The organism is Rhodococcus sp. 1R11, assembly GCF_004563845.1.
Taxonomy (GTDB): Bacteria; Actinomycetota; Actinomycetes; order Mycobacteriales; family Mycobacteriaceae; genus Rhodococcoides.
In genome coordinates this window covers 15,953-33,082 of the sequence record NZ_SPNG01000009.1, presented here as the reverse complement: position 1 = coordinate 33,082, position 17,130 = coordinate 15,953, and the positions used below count along the sequence as shown (strand labels likewise).

Below are 17,130 nucleotides of genomic sequence, written 5' to 3'. Positions count from 1 at the left end.
GTAACAGTCCAGGCATTATCGGTTGCGTCATTGACGATCAGATCTTGTTACTTCTAACATTCAACAATGGACGGTTCACTATCGTTTCGCTCACCGGAACATGAGAACTCCGTCGCGCGGCTCGCCCAAGCAGTCGACACACTTCGCGGCCGCCCCTTGCCGGACGACCTCGCCGAGCGCGCCAAGCTCGTTCTGTTGGACCTACTGGGCGTGACACTGGCCGGGGCGCGCACCACAGAGATGACACGATTACGCGCCCACTGGAACGCCGAACCCGGCTCGACGCACCCGCTCGGCGGACCCCGCGGCACCACGGTCGAATCGGCCGCCGAACTCGACGCGATTGCCTCGTGCTGCCTCGAACTCGACGAAGGAAACAAGTACGCCGCTGGACACCCCGCCGCGCACGTGGTGCCTGCAGCGATCGCCGCAGCGCGACTTGCACCCCAGCAGGTCTCCGGCCGCACCTTCCTCACCGCCGTTGTTGCCGGATACGAAGTGGCGGCCAGGTTCGGCTATGCGCTGACGCGGAACAGCGCATGGCACACCCATGGGCATTGGGGTGCGACCGGTGCGGCGACTGCGGCCGCCGTCGTTCACGGATGCGACCTCGATGCCGTTGCTGCAGCGATCGATTCGTCCGCGGCGTTGGTACAGGTCGCGCCGTGGGCTGTGGTGCTCGACGGTAACTTTGCACGCAACCTCTGGATCGGCGGTGCGGCGCGGGCCGGTACGAACGCCGCACGACTGGCCCGTGCGGGCGTGGTGGGCAACACCGGTGCGATCGAGCATTCACTGGGCTCGATCATCGGCACGCTGGACCTGGCGAAGCTCACCGAGAATCTCGGTGAGCGATGGCTGACTCTCGAAGGCTATTCCAAGCAGCATGCGAGTTGCTCCTACACACATGCCGCCATCGACACCGTGCAGAGTCTGCGCAGCCGTGCCGACTGGTCAGCCGACGACATCGCAAGGGTCGTCGTGCGTACACATTCACTGGCGGAGCCCCTGTTCCAACGCAATCCCAGCACTCGCCTCGGCGCGATGTTCTCGCTACCGTTCGTCGTCGCTGCCGCGTTCTTGTCCGACGCGATCGACGTCGACGCGCTCGATCCGGATGGTCCCACTTTCTCTCGTGCGCATCGATTCAGCGCCCGGGTCGATGTCTCCTCGGCCGAAGAATTCGATGAGCTTCTACCCGAGCGCCGAATTGCCGAGGTGACGATCGAATTCCGAGATGGAACTTTCATGTCTGCCTCGACCCCGAATCCTGTCGGAGATGTCGCCCACTTCCCGATGAATTACAGCGGGATCAGAGCCAAAATTGCCCGCCTGGTGGGAGAAGAGGATGCAGCAGAGCTCGGAGGCATCGTCGAATCCATCTGCACGACGGATGACGTTGCTGAGGAACTGCGCAGGCTACCTACGACCTAGTTTCTCCCGATACGCACCTCGTCCACGAATACATCAGCCGCCCAATGCAAGCGAGACCTCATCTGGTCGGGCAGGGTAACCGTCAGTTGGACGAGGTACTGATCGACGATGTGGTGGACAACGACATACCGGGTCCGGGCGAACAACGTCCGACCGTCCCACTCGTATCGACCCGCAATCGAAACGGACGGTAGACCGCAGAACGGGTCACGGTCGTAGCTGACGTCGATCCACTGCGGAAGTGCCCGGGAGTCGCCGAACCCACATGCCAGCAGGGTCTGCGGATCGAGTGACCGCGTCAACTTTCCGGTCAAGACTGCCGCGTTGGGAACGAATCCGTCGACCGCATCTGTCGGAGAACACAGCACCGCGGTGGCGTGCGGAAACAGGTGCGCAGGAACGAGATCCCACCCCGGCAGCGCAGGGAGCTCCAGACCGAACCTTGCGCATTCGTCGAGATGTACGGGCACGAGCTCGACACCCTGCTGTTGCAGAACGCTCTGCATCGATTGTTCCCGAGTTGTCACGGGACGTCCCGTCGACCCGACATCGACGCCGCTCGGTCTGCTTCGATGCGATCGAGGAATCGAGGCGGTCGAAGTAGCTCTCGCGCGTCGTCGTGGGCAAGCTGCGCACGGCCCCAGGGATTGGCCCGACACCACTGCAGTACGGACAGCAGCGCGTTGGGCTCGACCTTCTTCTCGCACGCCATCAGGACCAGCACCTGATCCGTTCCACCGGCAGGGTCGCGATACACGACTCGGATGGTGGGGTACCAATGTGAATGCGACACCGCAGGATTCGGATGCGTCTGCGGCTGCAGCTCGACGATCCCGTCCCACGGGACAACCGTGATTGCAGTGGTGGCCTTCCATCCGCGGCGACGATAGATCTCCTCCACGAGGCCATCGGGATGCAGCGAAATTCGGGTCCGATTGACGACGAGCACACTCAGTGCGAAAAACAGCAGACATATCGGAGCGCCGAAGTGCGACATGAGTACGACGCCCAGGTCGTGACGCGTTGTACTTACCCGTGCGTCTCCTCCCCAGTGGATGTAGGACAGGCCGGACACCAACGCGAATGCGAGTATTCCGCTGCGATACAACACAGTCCCCCGCCCCGGCACTGCCACGCCTCGGCCGACTCCGGCGACAGTCACCGGTCGCACGAACAGCGACAGCCGCGCAGACCCGATGCCGGACAACACCACGGCCGCTGCGAGCGGTATCAGCACCGCGAGCACCAGCGGCGACACGAGGAGAACGGTCTCCCCGGAAAGCGTCTCGAACAGGAGAACCGGAGCCACGATCGTCGCGGCAAGGACTGCAGACGAAACTCCGAGAGCTACCAGCCAACCCAGGTGAACACTGCGCCACGTCCGCACCCACAATGGATACTTCTGTGCTACCAGGCTCTTAAGCAGCACGTCCTCGGTCTGGGGCGTGCGATCGTCTCTGATCTCGCTCATTTTCCTGCCGCCTCGAACAACTTCTCCACGCCGTAGCTGACGACTTGGCCCAGAGCGATCCCGGCAGCGGCGCCGGCCACCGTGCCGGGCCCCGGAATAATGGAACCCGCCATGCCACCCACGGCTCCGAACGCCCAGGTCGTAATTGCTCCCGCGACTATCGGCGTCGCCTCGACGATCACGGCCTCGGCCGGGTTCACCCCCTCGTCGATTTTTCCCGCAATTCCGGGAATCGCACCGGCAACGACTCCGAAGACCCCGAGCCCGCGTCCGATGTTCTTGGCAACGTCGTCGACGGATTCGACACCGGGTACTTCCAGCGCCCGCCTCGTCACGGCGGCCATGCCTCCGACGACCGACGCCGCGATGGTCGACGGCCAGTCCGGCATCCAGGAGAACGACCCGTCCGGGTTCTCGACGAACTTTCCGGTGGGATTGTCGAGGGCGAGCGCGGTCAACCGCTCGGTGGGCTCGGCCAGCTGCTGCGCAGCGTCGAGAGCGACACTCTCGGCCTGGCGCAGAGCACTCTGAATGTCCTGGGTCAATTGATATGCTGCAGAACGGAGTTCGTCGGCTCGACGCGTCTTCTCTTCACCCAGGCTGTCTGGGATCAGCGCGATCATCCCTTCGGGATTCACCACACCGTCGGCCCGTACCGCGAACCCGCTCGTCGTAGCCGCCGACACCTGAGCCTGCACGTGCGCTTGGGCGGCCTCGACGATATCGGCTGCACCTTCGAATGCAGCTGCGAGCGAGTCGATTTCACTGCAGACGGAGCTCATCCGGGAGCATTCGGCCACTACGCGATCGGCTGCAGCGCGTGCTGCGTCGCCGGTCCACGTCTCGGCCAGTGTGTCCTGCTCTTCCAACACCCCGGTTCGTTGGCCGTTGACGCGTTCGACTATCTCGGCCAGTTCGATCATCGTCTTGCGCATCGACTGCGGCTCCCAGCCGGCGACGTGCGGCACGGTCGGGGTCATTTCGGCTGGTCCATCGCAGCGAGGCGGCGGGCAAGGTCGTCGTCGGTGATCTCGTAGTTCTGCGCGACACCACGGGCGATGTCCGCAACGCATTCGGCTCGGCCTGCCAGAGTGGCAACAGCTCCCGCAGCCGCTGCGGACGCTGCCGCACACGCTGCGCGAAAGTCGGTACCCTGCAGCGCATTCTCGGATGCTCGGAACGGGGCGAGGGTGTCCAACTCGGCGATCACCTCCCCCGTTCCCGACAGCACATTCGAGAACTGCCGCAGGATCACTGGATCCACATTCACTGTCATGACGCTCCCCCGAGTCGCACTGTATCGACGCCCGGTGAATCGGCGTCATCGGGTTTGACGCAGCGAGCCCGTGATCGGTTCCGTGCCGAAGCTAGGACCGCGACAGTTCCAGTCGCTCACGAAGCGGTGGTGGCACCAGCAGGTCGGGTGAGTCGTAGCCGGTCATGCGGATCCGGTTGACCGGGCCGTCGGTGCACCACTTCATCAATGCCAGAACGGTATTCGGCTCGGCTGCGAGCAAATGGATGCGAATCGCCATCCGGTCCGGTTGATCCAGCCGGTCGCGGGGACGCTCGATACCGAGCCCAGTCGCTCGGACATACAGTACGGGCTCGGTGAACCCACTCCCCCGTTTCTCTGACGTTCGGTACGTCGAGGCCTCGTACTGCTCCACATCGCCCCAGCGCACGAGGATGTCGTGAGTGCGCGGAAAGAAGAACATGCACGACCGTCTGCGTCTGACAAATCCGTCCGCGAACAAGCGCAGCTCGACGCTGCTGCGGAAGCCGAGCGTCGCCACCAGTACAACGATGGCAATTCCAGCAATCGGCATACCGGCCGCGCCGAACACGTCACTCTTCGACAGGGCGACCCCCATTCCTGACACCAAAATGGACGCGACCGTGATCGACCAGAGCTTGGCGGTCCGAGGCGGAATGCAGACGCCGCTACCGAGCGCGTGGTCCTCGACGCGCCGAACGAATCGGACGGGGATTCCCCATCGAATCACGTTGTCGTTGATGCCGATCCAAACGCAAGCCATGAGGGCAAGTAGAGCGATCGATCCGATCGTGTGCCCATTGTCGCTTCCTTGCACCTCGAGCCGCCCGCGATAGATCGCAATGGCTACCACCGCGACAATCGCGATGACGGCCTGCCACAGGCGGCCCAACGTGTTCGGCCAGTACGGGACCCAGATAGGTCGTTCTGCGTCGGTGTACTTCGTCTCACTCATGCGTCCCCCACAGTCGGTATCAGGTATTGGACGCACCGGTGGTGCGATCGGTTCCCTGCTGCTCGGTTCGATGAGACGGGGATCCAACGCGTACCGTTGGCGCGGCTAACGACTTAGGAGGGCGATCGCAATGAACGGCCGTCGATTATCGTTCGCTGCCGCGGCCGGACTCGCGGCCGCGATGGGCGTCGGGCGATTCGTGTTCACGCCGCTGCTACCGATCATGGTCGACGCGGCGGAGGTGACCCCGAGCAGCGGTGCCGTCATCGCAACCGCGAACTATGCCGGCTACCTCGTCGGCGCGATCGTGTTGTCGGTGCGCCCGTCGATCAATACGACGACGTCGTTCAGGCTGTGGACGCTCGTGCTCATCGCAAGCGAAATGGCGATGGCTGCAGTGCATTCCACCGCAACGTTTTCGGCGCTGCGGTTCCTGGCCGGCCTGGCGAGTGCCGCGGTGTTCATCGCCTGCGCGAGCACCGTCACCAAGCACAGAGCCGACGGTGCGTCACCAGGAATCGCGTTCGGCGGCGTCGGTGCAGGTATTGCAGCGTCCGGCATTCTGACGTTGCTCGCCGGACCACATCTGTCGTGGGAGGCGCTGTGGTTGTGCTCGGCGATACTGACTGCGGTGCTCGTCGCCCCGGCGTGGACGCTTCGGGTACACCCCGAGCCTGCAGGGCGGTCCGAGGCGGGCGAGGTGAACTCCGGAACCCGCGCGGTGTGGCGGACATTGCTCGTCGCGTACTTCCTCGAGGGCCTCGGGTACATCGTCGTCGGCACGTTTCTCGTGGCAGCGGTCGGTGGCCACGGCAGCACGTCGGTGGGTCCAGCGGTGTGGATCGTCGTGGGATTGGCTGCGGTGCCGGCGACGGTGCTGTGGCAAGGGGTGGCTCGTCGAACCAGCCTGCGCAGTGCTCTGGTTGCCGCATTCGCCTTACAGTCCGTTGCCGCAGTGCTTCCCGCCCTGACGGCGAACACCCTTGCCGCTGTATGTTCAGCGTTGTTGTTCGGGGGAACGTTCATGGGCATCACGATGCTGACGATGAGCACAGCGCAAACACTTCCCATCGGCCGTACCGCGGCGACACTGACTGCCGTCTACGGCGTCGGACAAGTGGTGGGGCCATTGGTGGTTGCGCCGGCGATCGGAGACTCCTACTCGACCGCCTTCGCAATCGCGACCGGCGTGCTGGTGCTGGGAACTGCCGGCGCAGTGCGCGTATCGCAGTTGACCGCGCCACGCTGAGCCTCGCTGCCACGGTCGGCGCTGCCGTGCAACGGACCGGTGCCGTCACGCAAACGCCCGCCCGATCGCCCGTTGGACACCGCAACCATTTCGGCGACGATCGACAGTGCGGTCTCCCCAGGGGTGCGTCCGCCGATGTCGAGACCGACGGGCGACGACAACCGCGCGAACGCGTCCTCTCCGACACCTCTGTCGACAAGACGTTCACGTCGGTCCTCGTGCGTTCGACGGCTGCCCAGCACGCCGATGTAGCCGGCGGGGGTGCGCACTGCGACGTCGAGCAACGGGACATCGAACTTCGCATCGTGCGTGAGCACGCACAGGGCGGTGGTGTCGTCGATCAGCCCCTTGTCCGACTGGGCCGCCAGATACTCGTGCGGCCACGCCACGACAACCTCGTCGGCATGCGGAAAGCGCTCCTCCGTGGCGAATATCGGCCGGGCATCACACACCACGGTGCGGTAGCCCACGATGGTTGCTGCGTGGGCGACGGCGTCGGCGAGATCGAGCGCGCCGAAGACGATCAGGAGCGGTGGGGCCCGAAACGATCGCACGAAGACCTCGACGATGTCGTCGTCGACGTCGATTTCCCGCAGTCCACTTGCACCGTCCGCCAACATCACCCGAGCGAGCGATACAGCTCGCTCATCGAGCACCGGGTGTCCGATGGAGCCGGACGAGCCGTCGGCAGTCACCACGAGGTGTCCGCCCGCAGCACCGGAGGCGACCGTGACCTCGGCAACCGACGATCGCGATGTTATTCGCGCCAACAGTTCTGCGTAGTGCGGGCGACTGTCTCGATCGACCCTGTCGACCACAACGTCGACCGTTCCGCCGCAGGTGAGGCCTATGGCGAACGGGTCGTCGGCCGCGACGCCGAACCTCAGGCGGTCGACGAGTCCACCCGTCGCCGCCGACACTGCCGCATCGAACACTGCACCTTCGACGCATCCGCCGGACACCCCGCCGAGAGCGGTACCACCGGCGTCGACGGCCATGACCGCACCGACGTCCCGCACCGCGCTGCCTGAGGTTGCCACGACAGTGGCCACACCGAACGGTCGTCCGTCTACGAACCAATCGTGCAGTGTGCCGGCGAAGTCGAGCATCGCGAACCTACCGACGTCCGAAGGCTCTGGAGACCAACCAGCCCTCGACCATTCCGGCGAGAAAGATCCCCGCGACCGGTGCGTACTTGCGCACCGGTTCGGGTATCAGAGACATCGCATTCAATTCGCCGCCCATCGGACTCGGAACAGCGGTCTTCACTGCTGCAGGCGCGGTGGGATCGGCCGTAGCCGAACCACTGAGCAACGCACCGAGATTGACGGCGAACTGTTGCAACACCTTGTTCGACACCGCCACGATCGCGCCCTTGCCGAACGAGACGATCTTGCCGCTGATCACCAGATCGGTGTTCAGGGTCAACCGCGAACGGTCACCGATCGACTCGACCGCGAGATCGACCTGAGCCTCGGCATCGCCGTTTCCGTGCGAGTCCGCACCCTTGGCTTCGAGTGTGAGCGTGCGGGTCTCGGCGTCGACTTCGAGGAACCGAATCGTGCCGGCGTACGACGCGCTGATCGGCCCGACCTTGACCTTGACTCCACCGAGGAAAGTCTCGCCGTCCTTGCCGGTGATTGCGGCCCCGGGTACACAGGTCGCCACTTTCTCGACGTCGTTGATCAGCCTGAAAACGTCGTCCGCGGACGCGTCGATGTCGAGGGTGTTGGTCAGTATCACGGGGAAACTCCTTTCGCGCAGCCGACGCAGCGGCGCTGTTCGGCGCACGAGTCGATGGCCTCGACGATGGTCTGGTATCCGGTGCAACGGCAATAGTTCGAGGCGACCACCTCGCGGATCTGTTCCTTGGTGGCATCGGGATTGTCGGCAAGATATCCCTCGGCCAGCATCAGGAATCCCGGCGTACAGAATCCGCACTGCAGTCCGTGGTGGTCCGCGAACGCTTGTTGCAGATCGTTCAATTCGCCGTCGATGCTCAGTGATTCGACGGTCCGAATCTCGGAGTTCTCGACCTGCGCGGCAAACGTCAAGCATGCGCGCGCCGGCTTGCCGTCGATCAAGACAGTGCAGGCCCCGCAGACGCCGTGCTCGCAACCCACGTGAGTTCCGGTCAACTGCAGGTCGTGCCGTAGTACATCGACCAGGGTGCGGCGTGGTTGGGTGATCACCTCGTGCTCAGTACCGTTGACGGTCAGTTCGATCAGTTGCTTGTTGCTCATGGCCTTCCCTTCGCCAGCGCCGCATGTACAGCAACGGGAGTGATCGGTGTGTCGTTCAGTTCGACTCCGGTGGAACGCAGTCCGTCGTTGACCGCGTTGAGCACCGCGGCCGGTGCGCCGATAGTTCCACCCTCACCGGCTCCTTTGGCCCCGGATTCGGTGAACAGGCAGGGAGTTTCGAGGTGGTGGATCTCGATGTCGGGAATCTCGCACGCGGTGGGCACCTTGTAGTCGATGAAGCTCGCGCACAGTGGGTTTCCGTGGTCGTCGTACGAGACCTGCTCGAACAACGCGCCCGCGATACCCTGGGCGATCCCGCCGCGACACTGGCCCTCGACGATTCTCGGATTGATGGCCACCCCGCAATCCTCGACGCACACGTACTTCAGGATCTCCACTTGCCCGGTGCCCTCGTGTAATTCGACGACGACGCCGTGTGTGGCGTTGGAGAACGTGCCGTCGTTGAACACGTCGAAGCTCGCCGTTGCCGACAATCCCGGCTCGACCCCCTTGGGCAGCAACTGCGCCTTGAGGTACGCGACATCGGCGATGTCCCGGTAGGTGACGTACTTCGAGTGGTCGTCGCGCTGACGGACGCGCCCGGAGGCCAGCTCGACGTTGTCGTCACGTGTCTCCAGCAGGTGCGCCGCGATCTCACACAGTTTGTCTCCCAGCTTGTTCGACGCCAACGCCACCGCACTGCCGCCGATGGTGATCGAGCGGGAGGCGAACGACCCGAAGCCGTACGTGATGCGGTCGGTGTCGCCCTGCACGATCTTCACCTGTTCGACGCCGATGCCGAGACGATCTGCGACGATCTGCGCCATGGTGGTCTCGTGACTCTGCCCGTGGCTCATCGTTCCGGTGGTCACGACGACGGTGCCGGAGGTGTCCATCCTGACCTCCGAGATGTCGAATCCGGGGACCACGTTCATCTTGCGGGCCGCGAATGCGCTGCTGCCGTATCCGGTTCGCTCGCTGAAGCACGAGTAGCCGATGCCTATGTGTCGGCCGTCTGCGGTCGCCCGCTCCTGAAGGTCGTACCAACCGCCGTCCCGCAGCGTCTGCTCGCACAGGTTCAGGGCCTCGAGGTACGAGCCCGGGTCGTAGGTGATGTTGTTGACGCCGGTGTACGGGAAAGCGGTGATCACGTTGCGCCGTCTGATCTCCACTGCATCGAGCGCCAGTTCACGGGCTGCTCGCTCGAACAGTCGCTCCATCACCATGACGTACTGCGGGCGTGACACTCCGCGGTACGGCGCGGTCGGGGCCTTGTTGCTGAACACCGAGCGCCCTCGAACTCGGTACGCCGGAACCTGGTACACCCCGGGCATTTCCGCCGACGCCATGAGCGGCTCGATACCGGCGGTGAACGGGTAGCAGGAGTATGCGCCCATGTCGCACACGACATCTGCGTCGAGTCCGAGAATGTGCCCCTCGGAATCGAACGCTGCCCGCACGTCGTATTGCTGTTCGCGCGCCAGGAACGAGGCCGTCAAGGCGTCCTTGCGGTCCTCGATCCATTTCACGGGACGACGGAGCTTCAACGCTGCCGCGGCGACTGCAATTTCCTCGCGACCGACGACGCACTTCTGCCCGAAGCCGCCGCCCATGTCGGGTACCACGACGCGCACCTGGCGCTCGTCAAGTCCGAGGCAGAGCGCGGTGACGGTGCGAACCTGGTGTGGGACCTGCGTGCAGATGTAGACGATCAATTGCTCGTCGCGGTCGTCCCAGTACGCGATGCATCCGCGGGTCTCGAGAGGCAGTGCGTTCTGACGTCCGGTTCTGGACTGCACGGACACCACGGTGTGCGCGTCGTCGAATATCTCGTCGATGCAGTCGGTGGCGAACATCTGCACGTCCACGACGGTGTTGTTCGGAACCGAATCGTGAACCAGCGGCACGCCTTTGGACATGGCCTGATCTGCGGAGGTGACAGCGGCGACAGTCCGGTACGACACTCGTGCCGCTTCCAGCCCGTCCTCGACGCTGTACGCATCGGCGGCAACGACGATGGCCAGCGGCTCACCGACGTAGCGCACGACGTCGTGCGCCAGCACGGGCATGTCGGTGGGCACGAATTCGGTCAGAGGACGGGACAATTCGGCTCGGATCGGCCTCAAGTCCAGGTCCGCCGCGGTGAACACACCGCGCACTCCCTCGACTCCGGCGACATCACCGACGTCGAGACCTGTGATGTCTCCGGCCGCGACGGTGCTGCGGACGAACTGCGCGTGCAGCATGCCCGGCATTGCGATGTCGTCGACGAATCTGCCACGGCCGGTGAGCAACCGTGGATCTTCCCGGCGTGCGACCGAGGTACCGACGAATTTCGGCGTGAGAACCTGATCGACGCTCACGTGGGCACCCCCTGCGACACCAGCGCGTCGCTGCAGGCTTCGACGACCAGCGTGCGCACCAGGGTGCGGCGGTACTCGGCAGTGAACATGCCCTCGTCCTCCAGTTCCAGTGCTTCGGCTGCGGCGTCCGCGCAGTCGGCGAATGTTCCACCGGCGGCGAGCGCGGCCTCGCCTGCGGGCGATCGCATCGGGGTCGCGCCGACCCCCGCAAGGGCGACGCGTCCGCCGACCACGGCCACGCCGTCGAGATCGAGGGACACTGCTGCACCCACGATCGCGAAATCTCCCTGCCGCTCGGCGTATTCGGTCACTGCGGCATGTGGTGCCGGGTTCGGGAACACGATCTCGACGATCATCTCGTCGAACGCAAGATCGGTGGAGTAGTACCCGAAAAAGAACGAGTCTGCCTCGACGGTGCGCCGTCCCCGCACACTCTCGACGACGATGCGGGCATCCAGCAGGATGGCGAGCAAGCACCATTCGGCGGTGGCGTCCGCATGGGCGATGCTGCCACCGACAGTGCCGCGGGTACGGATCGGGTAGTGCCCCACCCACCGCATGGCATCGCGTAGAACAGCGAATTCTGTTCCCACGTCGCCGGATTCGACGTCATGGTGGGTGGTGAGCGCTCCGATGTGCAGGCCGTCGGATTCTCGGCGGATGTAGCTCAGAGTGTTCAACCCACCCACGTCGACCAGATGCCCGGGCCGGGCGAGGCGGAAGTTCATCATGGCGACCAGGGACTGGCCTCCGGCGATGATCTTCGCGTCCTCGCCCAGCTCGGCCAGTAGGCGCACTGCACCCGAGACATCGCGCGCCCGGTGGTAGTCGAACTGTGCGGGCTTCATCAGACCCGAGCCTCGCCTGCGACTACCTCGGTGGGTTCGTCGACCAGGGTGTCGAGTTCGCGCCCCTTGGTCTCGGGTGCGAAGTACGCCATCCAGATCACCGCGAACAACACGAACGCGGTGACGATGCCGAAGGTCAACGGCAGACCCAGGATCGGCCACATGACGGAGCCGAAAAGCAGCGGCGCAAAGCCCGTGGCCACCCGACTGACCGAGGACGCGTACCCAAATCCCGAGGCGCGGATATTGGTGGGATACAACTCCGAGACGTAGCAGTACAGCACCGGGATGGTCAGCTGGATGACGAACCCGAAGATGCCGAGCCAGATCAGCGCAGCCGATTGGATGTCGAGCATGACCGCGAACATGACCAGGGCACTACCGGCGATCGGACCGGATAGTCCGATGACCCACTTGCGTCCGAAGATCTCGACGATGAACGCGGAGGTGAGCACTCCGACGATGCCGACTCCGGTCATGAGCGTCGTACCGGCGAAGGCCGCGAATTCTCCGTAGCCCTCGGCGCGGAGGATGGACGGCATCCAACTCAGCGCGGCGTAGTACAGCAGCATGATCGACACGAACAGCATCCACGCTGCGGCAGTGATACGTGGGCTGTAGCGCCACACCGATTTGAGCTGCGTCAGAGCAGCTTTCATCCCGCCTGGACCCTTCGGAGCGGTGTCGGCGACGATGACGTACTCGACGGCGTCGGATCCGGTACGAGTCACCATGTCGTCGATGACGGCGCGGGCCTCGGCTTCTCGGCCGACCTTGGCGAGGTAGATCGGCGACTCCGGGATGCCGCGCCGGACCCAGAACAGCAGCAGCGCAGGCAGAACCATGAACAACAGCATGTAGCGCCAGCGAACATCGCCGTCGATCGGGACGAGCAGTGTTGCCACGACGCCGCAGATGGTGGCACCGATCGGCCACCAGACGTCCATCGCGGACAGAATCTTGCCGCGAATGCGGCGGGGCGAGAATTCGCTGACCAACGCGTAGTCCACCGGGATGCAGCCGCCGAGGCCGAATCCTGCGAGGAACCGCAGAACGATGAAGATCTCGAAGCTCGGGGCGAAAGCACCGAGGACCGAGAACAGCGCAAAGATCAACAGCGTCAACGAGAATGCGCGTTTTCGCCCGACGCGGTCGGCGATCGTTCCCCACACGACGGCTCCGACGGCCATACCGATCAGGTTGCCGGTGGCGACGAGACCGCGCTCGGCCTGGGACAGATCCCAGTAACTTCCGAGCAGGGGAGTCAAGAAGCCGTTCAGCGCCACGTCCCAGGCGTCGAACATGTAACCCAGCCCGCCGATGATGAAGATCTTGCCCTGCACTCCCCATTTCCAGGGGAGCTCCTGTACTACCTGATCACCAGTCTTCATCGCAGCCTCCGGCGCGGTGTTGTGGTCCGAGGTCGTCATCGGACGAACGAGTAGTGGAATTTCTCGTCGTCGCTGTCGTCGAGCGGTGTACCGCTCCACAGCCAGCCGTACGAGATGTCGGACTCCCCATCGAACGACGCCAGTGTCGCGTCCCGCTTCTGCTGCTCGGGTCCATCGGGTATGTGGTAGAAGGTCTTGTTCTGCAGGCTCGCATCCTGCACCATCCGCGCGTGCCGGGCCCGGCGAAAGACGTAGCGCGCCAACGCGTCGTCGATTCCGCTTGAGGTCACCTTCGCGAGTTCCTCGGCGAGCACCGCCGCATCTTCCATTGCCTGCGATGCGCCCTGCGCCTGGTACGGCAGCATGGCGTGGCACGCATCGCCCAGCAGCGCGACGCGGCCGTCGGTCCAACGCGGGTCGGGTCTGCGGTAGTAGAGCGCCTGGCACAGCACGTTCTCGTCGGCCTTGGACAGCATCGCGTGGGCGCGGTCGTCCCAGTCCGGGAACGTCGCCATCAGTTCCTCGGGCCCGACGAGCCGCGGTCCGCCGTCACGTACTTCATCCGTACACGGTGCCAACGCAACGACATTGAGGTACTCGCCGTTGCGGATCATGTAGTGCACCAGGTGACGGTCGGGTCCGTACCAGATGGTGCTCTGGTAGCGATCTACGAGCCAGCGGGTTGCCGGATCCTTGACGATACGGTCGCCGGGAATGAGTGCGCGATACGCCATTTCGCCGGAGAACACCAGCGTGTCGGGCAGGCCGATGAGATCGCGTACCGTCGAGCGGATTCCGTCGGCTCCGATGAGCAGATCCGATTCGTACCGTCGTCCCGCTCCGGTGACTGCGACGGGCCGCATCGGGTCGGTGCGGTCGACCTCGACGACCTTCGCGTCGGTCTCGAACACTACAACCGGGCCGGGGCCGTCGGGGTCGAGGCACTGCGCATGAATGGCAGAGTGCAGGTCTGCGCGGTGGTAGTGCCAGTACGGCGCGTTGAACGTCTTCTTGCAGTATTCGCCGAGCGCGGTGAGCGCGATGACCTTCCCGTTCTCCCAGCGCCTGCGCACCTGATCCATCGGCTCGGTTTTGATCTCTTCGAGTTTCTCTCGCATACCGAGGGCGATGAGAATGCGGCTGGCGTTCGGTGCGGTCTGGATGCCTGCTCCGACCTCGCCGAGCTCGGCGGCGGCTTCGAGTACCGTTACCTTGATTCCTCTGTGCCGCAGCGAAAGCGCTGCGGTCAGCCCGCCCAGGCCGCCGCCGGCGACGACCACTTCGATCGGAGCCATGTCAGTTCTCCACCAATCGACCTTCGGTGACGACGTCGATGCCGTCGATGGATACCGTGCAGGCGCGCATTCCGATGTCGAGGTGTGCGTATGAGTCTCGGCCGAGTACAGGGTGCGGGCCGGTGGACCACAGGAAGCTGCCGGCGAACGCTCGCGCGTCCATACCCATGATGTCGTCCTTGCCGTACATCGCGGCCGCGAACCAGTCGCCGGTCTTCATCAAGCCCCAGCCCATGTGGGACAGGTAGCGCGCCCACTTGTCGTTGGAGTCGGCGAAGAACATGTTGAGCAGTGCAGCTTCACCGCCGCCGGTCACCTCGTCGATGTGGCCGTTGGTGACCGTCAGCGTCGTCTCGTCCCGGACGTATTCCTTGAACGGCAACAAGATATCGCCCTCGGACAGCACGATCTTTCCGTTCGAGATCTCCGGCCAACACAACACCATGGTGGACGGCCAGTGATCCCAGCGGCCCTTGTCGTCGGCGAAGCCCACCTGGAACTCGGGCTGCGAATTGCTCAGTTGCACGGTGAGATCGGTACCGGCTTCGTTGGTGATGCGCATGGTCGAACCGTTGCGGATCAGATCGACGCCTGACTGGACCCGCTCCTTGTCGCCGTCCTGCGGCATATTCCTGATAAGCACGTCCGGGGCGTCGCACACGAAGATGATGCGTGTTCCGGCGGCCAGGATCTCTTGCTGGATAGGCGCGTGAATGAAGCCCTCGCTGGTCAGATCGACCACGAGATCAGCTCCCTTGAGCATGTCCTGTGCGACCGAACTGTTCATGACCGACACAAGACCGGGGCCCGCACCGGTGTGGGTGCTCGGCATCGGTGCCGGACTGCCGCCGGGAACGGTGGCCGAAAGTACCTGTGCCCCCAAACTTTGAGCCGCTCCGAAGGCAGCCGAGACGTAATCCCCACGGCTCGAAGGCTCCGCGAGAATCACCACCTGCTCTCCTGGCTGCACTTTGCACAGCTCGAGCTGACGGGTGAACGCGCGCAGGAGATCAGCTGATCGCAGATCGAACATCTCGGTTCCTCTCGTGAGGGTTCTCGGTTGAATCGTTCTCGGTGATTCCGCCCAGGCGGGCAAGGTCTTTCAGATAAGGAATTTCGTCGCGTGCGTCGAGCAACTCACGGCGCGTCACTGTTGCCGAGACCGATCCGACGCTCTCGTCCATCTCGACGATGGTGCGTCCTTGCGGTCCGACGATGACGCTGTGGCCCGCGAACCGTGGGCCGTCGCCGGTCTGTCCGGTGAGTCCGGCGGCCGCGACGACGACGCCGTTCTCGAGTGCTCGGGAACGGGTGAGCAACTTCCACACGTGCAAACGGACGTGTCCGAATGCCGACGGTACGGCGATCACATCGGCTCCTCGCTGGACGAGGTCGCGGACCGTCTCGGGGAACCCTGCCTCGTAGCAGATCACGACGCCGATGGTGCCGAACGGACTGCTGACCAGCAGTCCGCTCTCAGCGCCAGGAGTGAACACCGATTTCTCTCGGTCCCACAGAAAGCGCTTGTGTCCCAGAGCGATCAGGCCGCCCGGGCCCACGACGAGCGAGCTGTCGAAGACGATTCCGTCGGCATCACGAAACGCGATGGCCGTCACCAGAACCGTGTCGGTCTCGGCGGCCAGCGCTCCGAGTGCGGTCGACGTTCGACCGGGTACGGACTCGGCCATCGTGTCGATGCTGTCGAGATCGTAACCGCTGGCGAACAATTCGGGCAGAACGATCACCTTCGATCCGCCCGCGGCGAGAGCCTGCACCTCCGAGCGCACCGCGTCGATGTTCTGCTGCCAGGCTCCCACCCGCGAACCGGTCTGCACCACAGCGATGTCGAAGGTGTCGACAACCGCCTCGGTGTCGACACCGAGCAGACGGGCCGAGGCAGTCACTGCGCCACCCGGTTCATGTCGGTGGTGTAGAACGGGCCCGCCAGTCTGCCGAGGAAACGGTGTTCGAGAGTATCGACGTGCAGGTCGGCGGTGAGCAGGCCAGGCCTGCTGGTCACCGCCGTCACGGTCCCCAACACCAGAGTGTCCGTGCCGAGCGCAATTTCCTGCATCGTGCGGCATTCGAGAGACACCAAGGATTCGAGCACCGACGGGGCTGCGACGGACACCGACGGCACTGCGGTCATGCGCGAGAGCTCGAACTCGTCGACGTCGGCGTCGACGGTGGCGAAACTCGCGGTCACCGCATCCACGGTGTCCGCGGACGGAATGTTGACGACGAATTCGCCGGTCTCGCGAATGTTGACCAGTGTGTCCTTGAACTCTCCGGGGGATCCGATACGTTCTCCGATGGAGATCATCAGCGTCGCCGGATTGCGCGACGCGACATTGAAGAAGCTGAACGGTGCCAGGTTGCGGACGCCGTCGCCGGAGACCGTCGAGATCCAGGCGATAGGACGCGGCTGCACCGCACAGGACAGCAGTTTGTACACATCCCCCGACGACATCGATTCGATGTCGTGGCGGGTGCGATCCGTGAGCTCCAGAGAGTCGCCTACCTGGGGAGTCATCGAAACGAGCCTTCTTTCGCTTGCTGTGCAACCGGTCGTGCAACCGATTGCGTTGCTCTGACGATAGAGGGG

The 17,130-nt window shown here is 64.2% G+C and carries 17 protein-coding genes; 2 read left to right on the top strand and 15 right to left on the bottom strand.

The window, feature by feature from the left end; genetic code table 11:
• Positions 1–66 precede the first annotated feature (66 nt).
• Entirely contained in the window at positions 67–1,434 is a 1,368-nt protein-coding gene (locus E4P29_RS16495) for an MmgE/PrpD family protein (RefSeq protein ID WP_135046307.1), read from the top strand.
• Here the strand turns inward: E4P29_RS16495 and E4P29_RS25955 are convergent.
• From E4P29_RS25955 to E4P29_RS16475, 5 genes are all read right to left on the bottom strand, one after another.
• Positions 1,431–1,940: an LpqN/LpqT family lipoprotein gene (locus E4P29_RS25955; RefSeq protein ID WP_167735516.1), complete on the bottom strand. Its 510-nt coding sequence runs from the start codon at positions 1,938–1,940 to the stop codon at positions 1,431–1,433. The two genes, E4P29_RS16495 and E4P29_RS25955, sit on opposite strands and share 4 nt — an antisense overlap.
• Positions 1,941–1,957: 17 nt before the next feature.
• On the bottom strand, positions 1,958–2,905 hold the full coding sequence (locus tag E4P29_RS25950; protein WP_167735515.1) for a hypothetical protein: 948 nt from the start codon (positions 2,903–2,905) through the stop codon (positions 1,958–1,960).
• Entirely contained in the window at positions 2,902–3,885 is a 984-nt protein-coding gene (locus E4P29_RS16485) for a hypothetical protein (RefSeq protein WP_135046305.1), read from the bottom strand. Before E4P29_RS16485 ends, E4P29_RS25950 begins: the two co-directional genes overlap by 4 nt.
• Complete coding sequence (locus E4P29_RS16480; RefSeq protein WP_135046304.1) at positions 3,882–4,181, bottom strand: type VII secretion target; 300 nt, start codon at positions 4,179–4,181, stop codon at positions 3,882–3,884. The genes E4P29_RS16485 and E4P29_RS16480 overlap by 4 nt, the downstream gene beginning before the upstream one ends.
• Positions 4,182–4,272: 91 nt before the next feature.
• Entirely contained in the window at positions 4,273–5,136 is an 864-nt protein-coding gene (locus E4P29_RS16475; RefSeq protein ID WP_135046303.1) for a hypothetical protein, read from the bottom strand.
• A 130-nt stretch (positions 5,137–5,266) separates the two neighbouring features.
• Here E4P29_RS16475 and E4P29_RS16470 point away from each other — a divergent pair, with 130 nt between their 5' ends.
• On the top strand, positions 5,267–6,385 hold the full coding sequence (locus E4P29_RS16470) for a YbfB/YjiJ family MFS transporter (RefSeq protein ID WP_135046302.1): 1,119 nt from the start codon (positions 5,267–5,269) through the stop codon (positions 6,383–6,385).
• On the opposite strand, the gene E4P29_RS16465 is transcribed toward E4P29_RS16470, so the two are convergent.
• From E4P29_RS16465 to E4P29_RS16420, 10 genes are read right to left on the bottom strand one after another with little or no spacing between them, the layout of a single operon-like run.
• Positions 6,295–7,494 (bottom strand): XdhC/CoxI family protein, encoded by a 1,200-nt coding sequence (locus tag E4P29_RS16465; RefSeq protein ID WP_135046301.1) that lies wholly within the window; start codon positions 7,492–7,494, stop codon positions 6,295–6,297. The two genes, E4P29_RS16470 and E4P29_RS16465, sit on opposite strands and share 91 nt — an antisense overlap.
• 7 nt (positions 7,495–7,501) lie before the next feature.
• A complete protein-coding gene (locus tag E4P29_RS16460) occupies positions 7,502–8,128 on the bottom strand; it encodes an SRPBCC family protein (protein ID WP_135046300.1) in 627 nt (208 codons plus the stop codon).
• The gene (locus E4P29_RS16455) at positions 8,125–8,628 is read right to left on the bottom strand and encodes a (2Fe-2S)-binding protein (RefSeq protein ID WP_094714514.1); all 504 of its coding nucleotides are present in this window, start codon (positions 8,626–8,628) and stop codon (positions 8,125–8,127) included. The genes E4P29_RS16460 and E4P29_RS16455 overlap by 4 nt, the downstream gene beginning before the upstream one ends.
• Entirely contained in the window at positions 8,625–10,991 is a 2,367-nt protein-coding gene (locus tag E4P29_RS16450; protein ID WP_245154366.1) for a xanthine dehydrogenase family protein molybdopterin-binding subunit, read from the bottom strand. Before E4P29_RS16450 ends, E4P29_RS16455 begins: the two co-directional genes overlap by 4 nt.
• Positions 10,988–11,839 (bottom strand): FAD binding domain-containing protein, encoded by an 852-nt coding sequence (locus E4P29_RS16445; RefSeq protein ID WP_135046299.1) that lies wholly within the window; start codon positions 11,837–11,839, stop codon positions 10,988–10,990. Before E4P29_RS16445 ends, E4P29_RS16450 begins: the two co-directional genes overlap by 4 nt.
• Positions 11,839–13,269, bottom strand: a complete 1,431-nt coding sequence (locus E4P29_RS16440; RefSeq protein WP_230591857.1) for an MFS transporter — start codon at positions 13,267–13,269, stop codon at positions 11,839–11,841. Before E4P29_RS16440 ends, E4P29_RS16445 begins: the two co-directional genes overlap by 1 nt.
• Positions 13,266–14,525, bottom strand: a complete 1,260-nt coding sequence (locus E4P29_RS16435) for an FAD-dependent monooxygenase (protein ID WP_135046298.1) — start codon at positions 14,523–14,525, stop codon at positions 13,266–13,268. The genes E4P29_RS16440 and E4P29_RS16435 overlap by 4 nt, the downstream gene beginning before the upstream one ends.
• A gap of 1 nt (position 14,526) precedes the next feature.
• Positions 14,527–15,558 (bottom strand): hypothetical protein, encoded by a 1,032-nt coding sequence (locus E4P29_RS16430; protein WP_135046297.1) that lies wholly within the window; start codon positions 15,556–15,558, stop codon positions 14,527–14,529.
• Positions 15,536–16,429: a carbon-nitrogen hydrolase family protein gene (locus E4P29_RS16425; protein ID WP_167735514.1), complete on the bottom strand. Its 894-nt coding sequence runs from the start codon at positions 16,427–16,429 to the stop codon at positions 15,536–15,538. Before E4P29_RS16425 ends, E4P29_RS16430 begins: the two co-directional genes overlap by 23 nt.
• Positions 16,426–17,058, bottom strand: a complete 633-nt coding sequence (locus tag E4P29_RS16420) for a flavin reductase family protein (protein ID WP_135046295.1) — start codon at positions 17,056–17,058, stop codon at positions 16,426–16,428. The genes E4P29_RS16425 and E4P29_RS16420 overlap by 4 nt, the downstream gene beginning before the upstream one ends.
• Between the last annotated feature and the right edge of the window lie 72 nt (positions 17,059–17,130).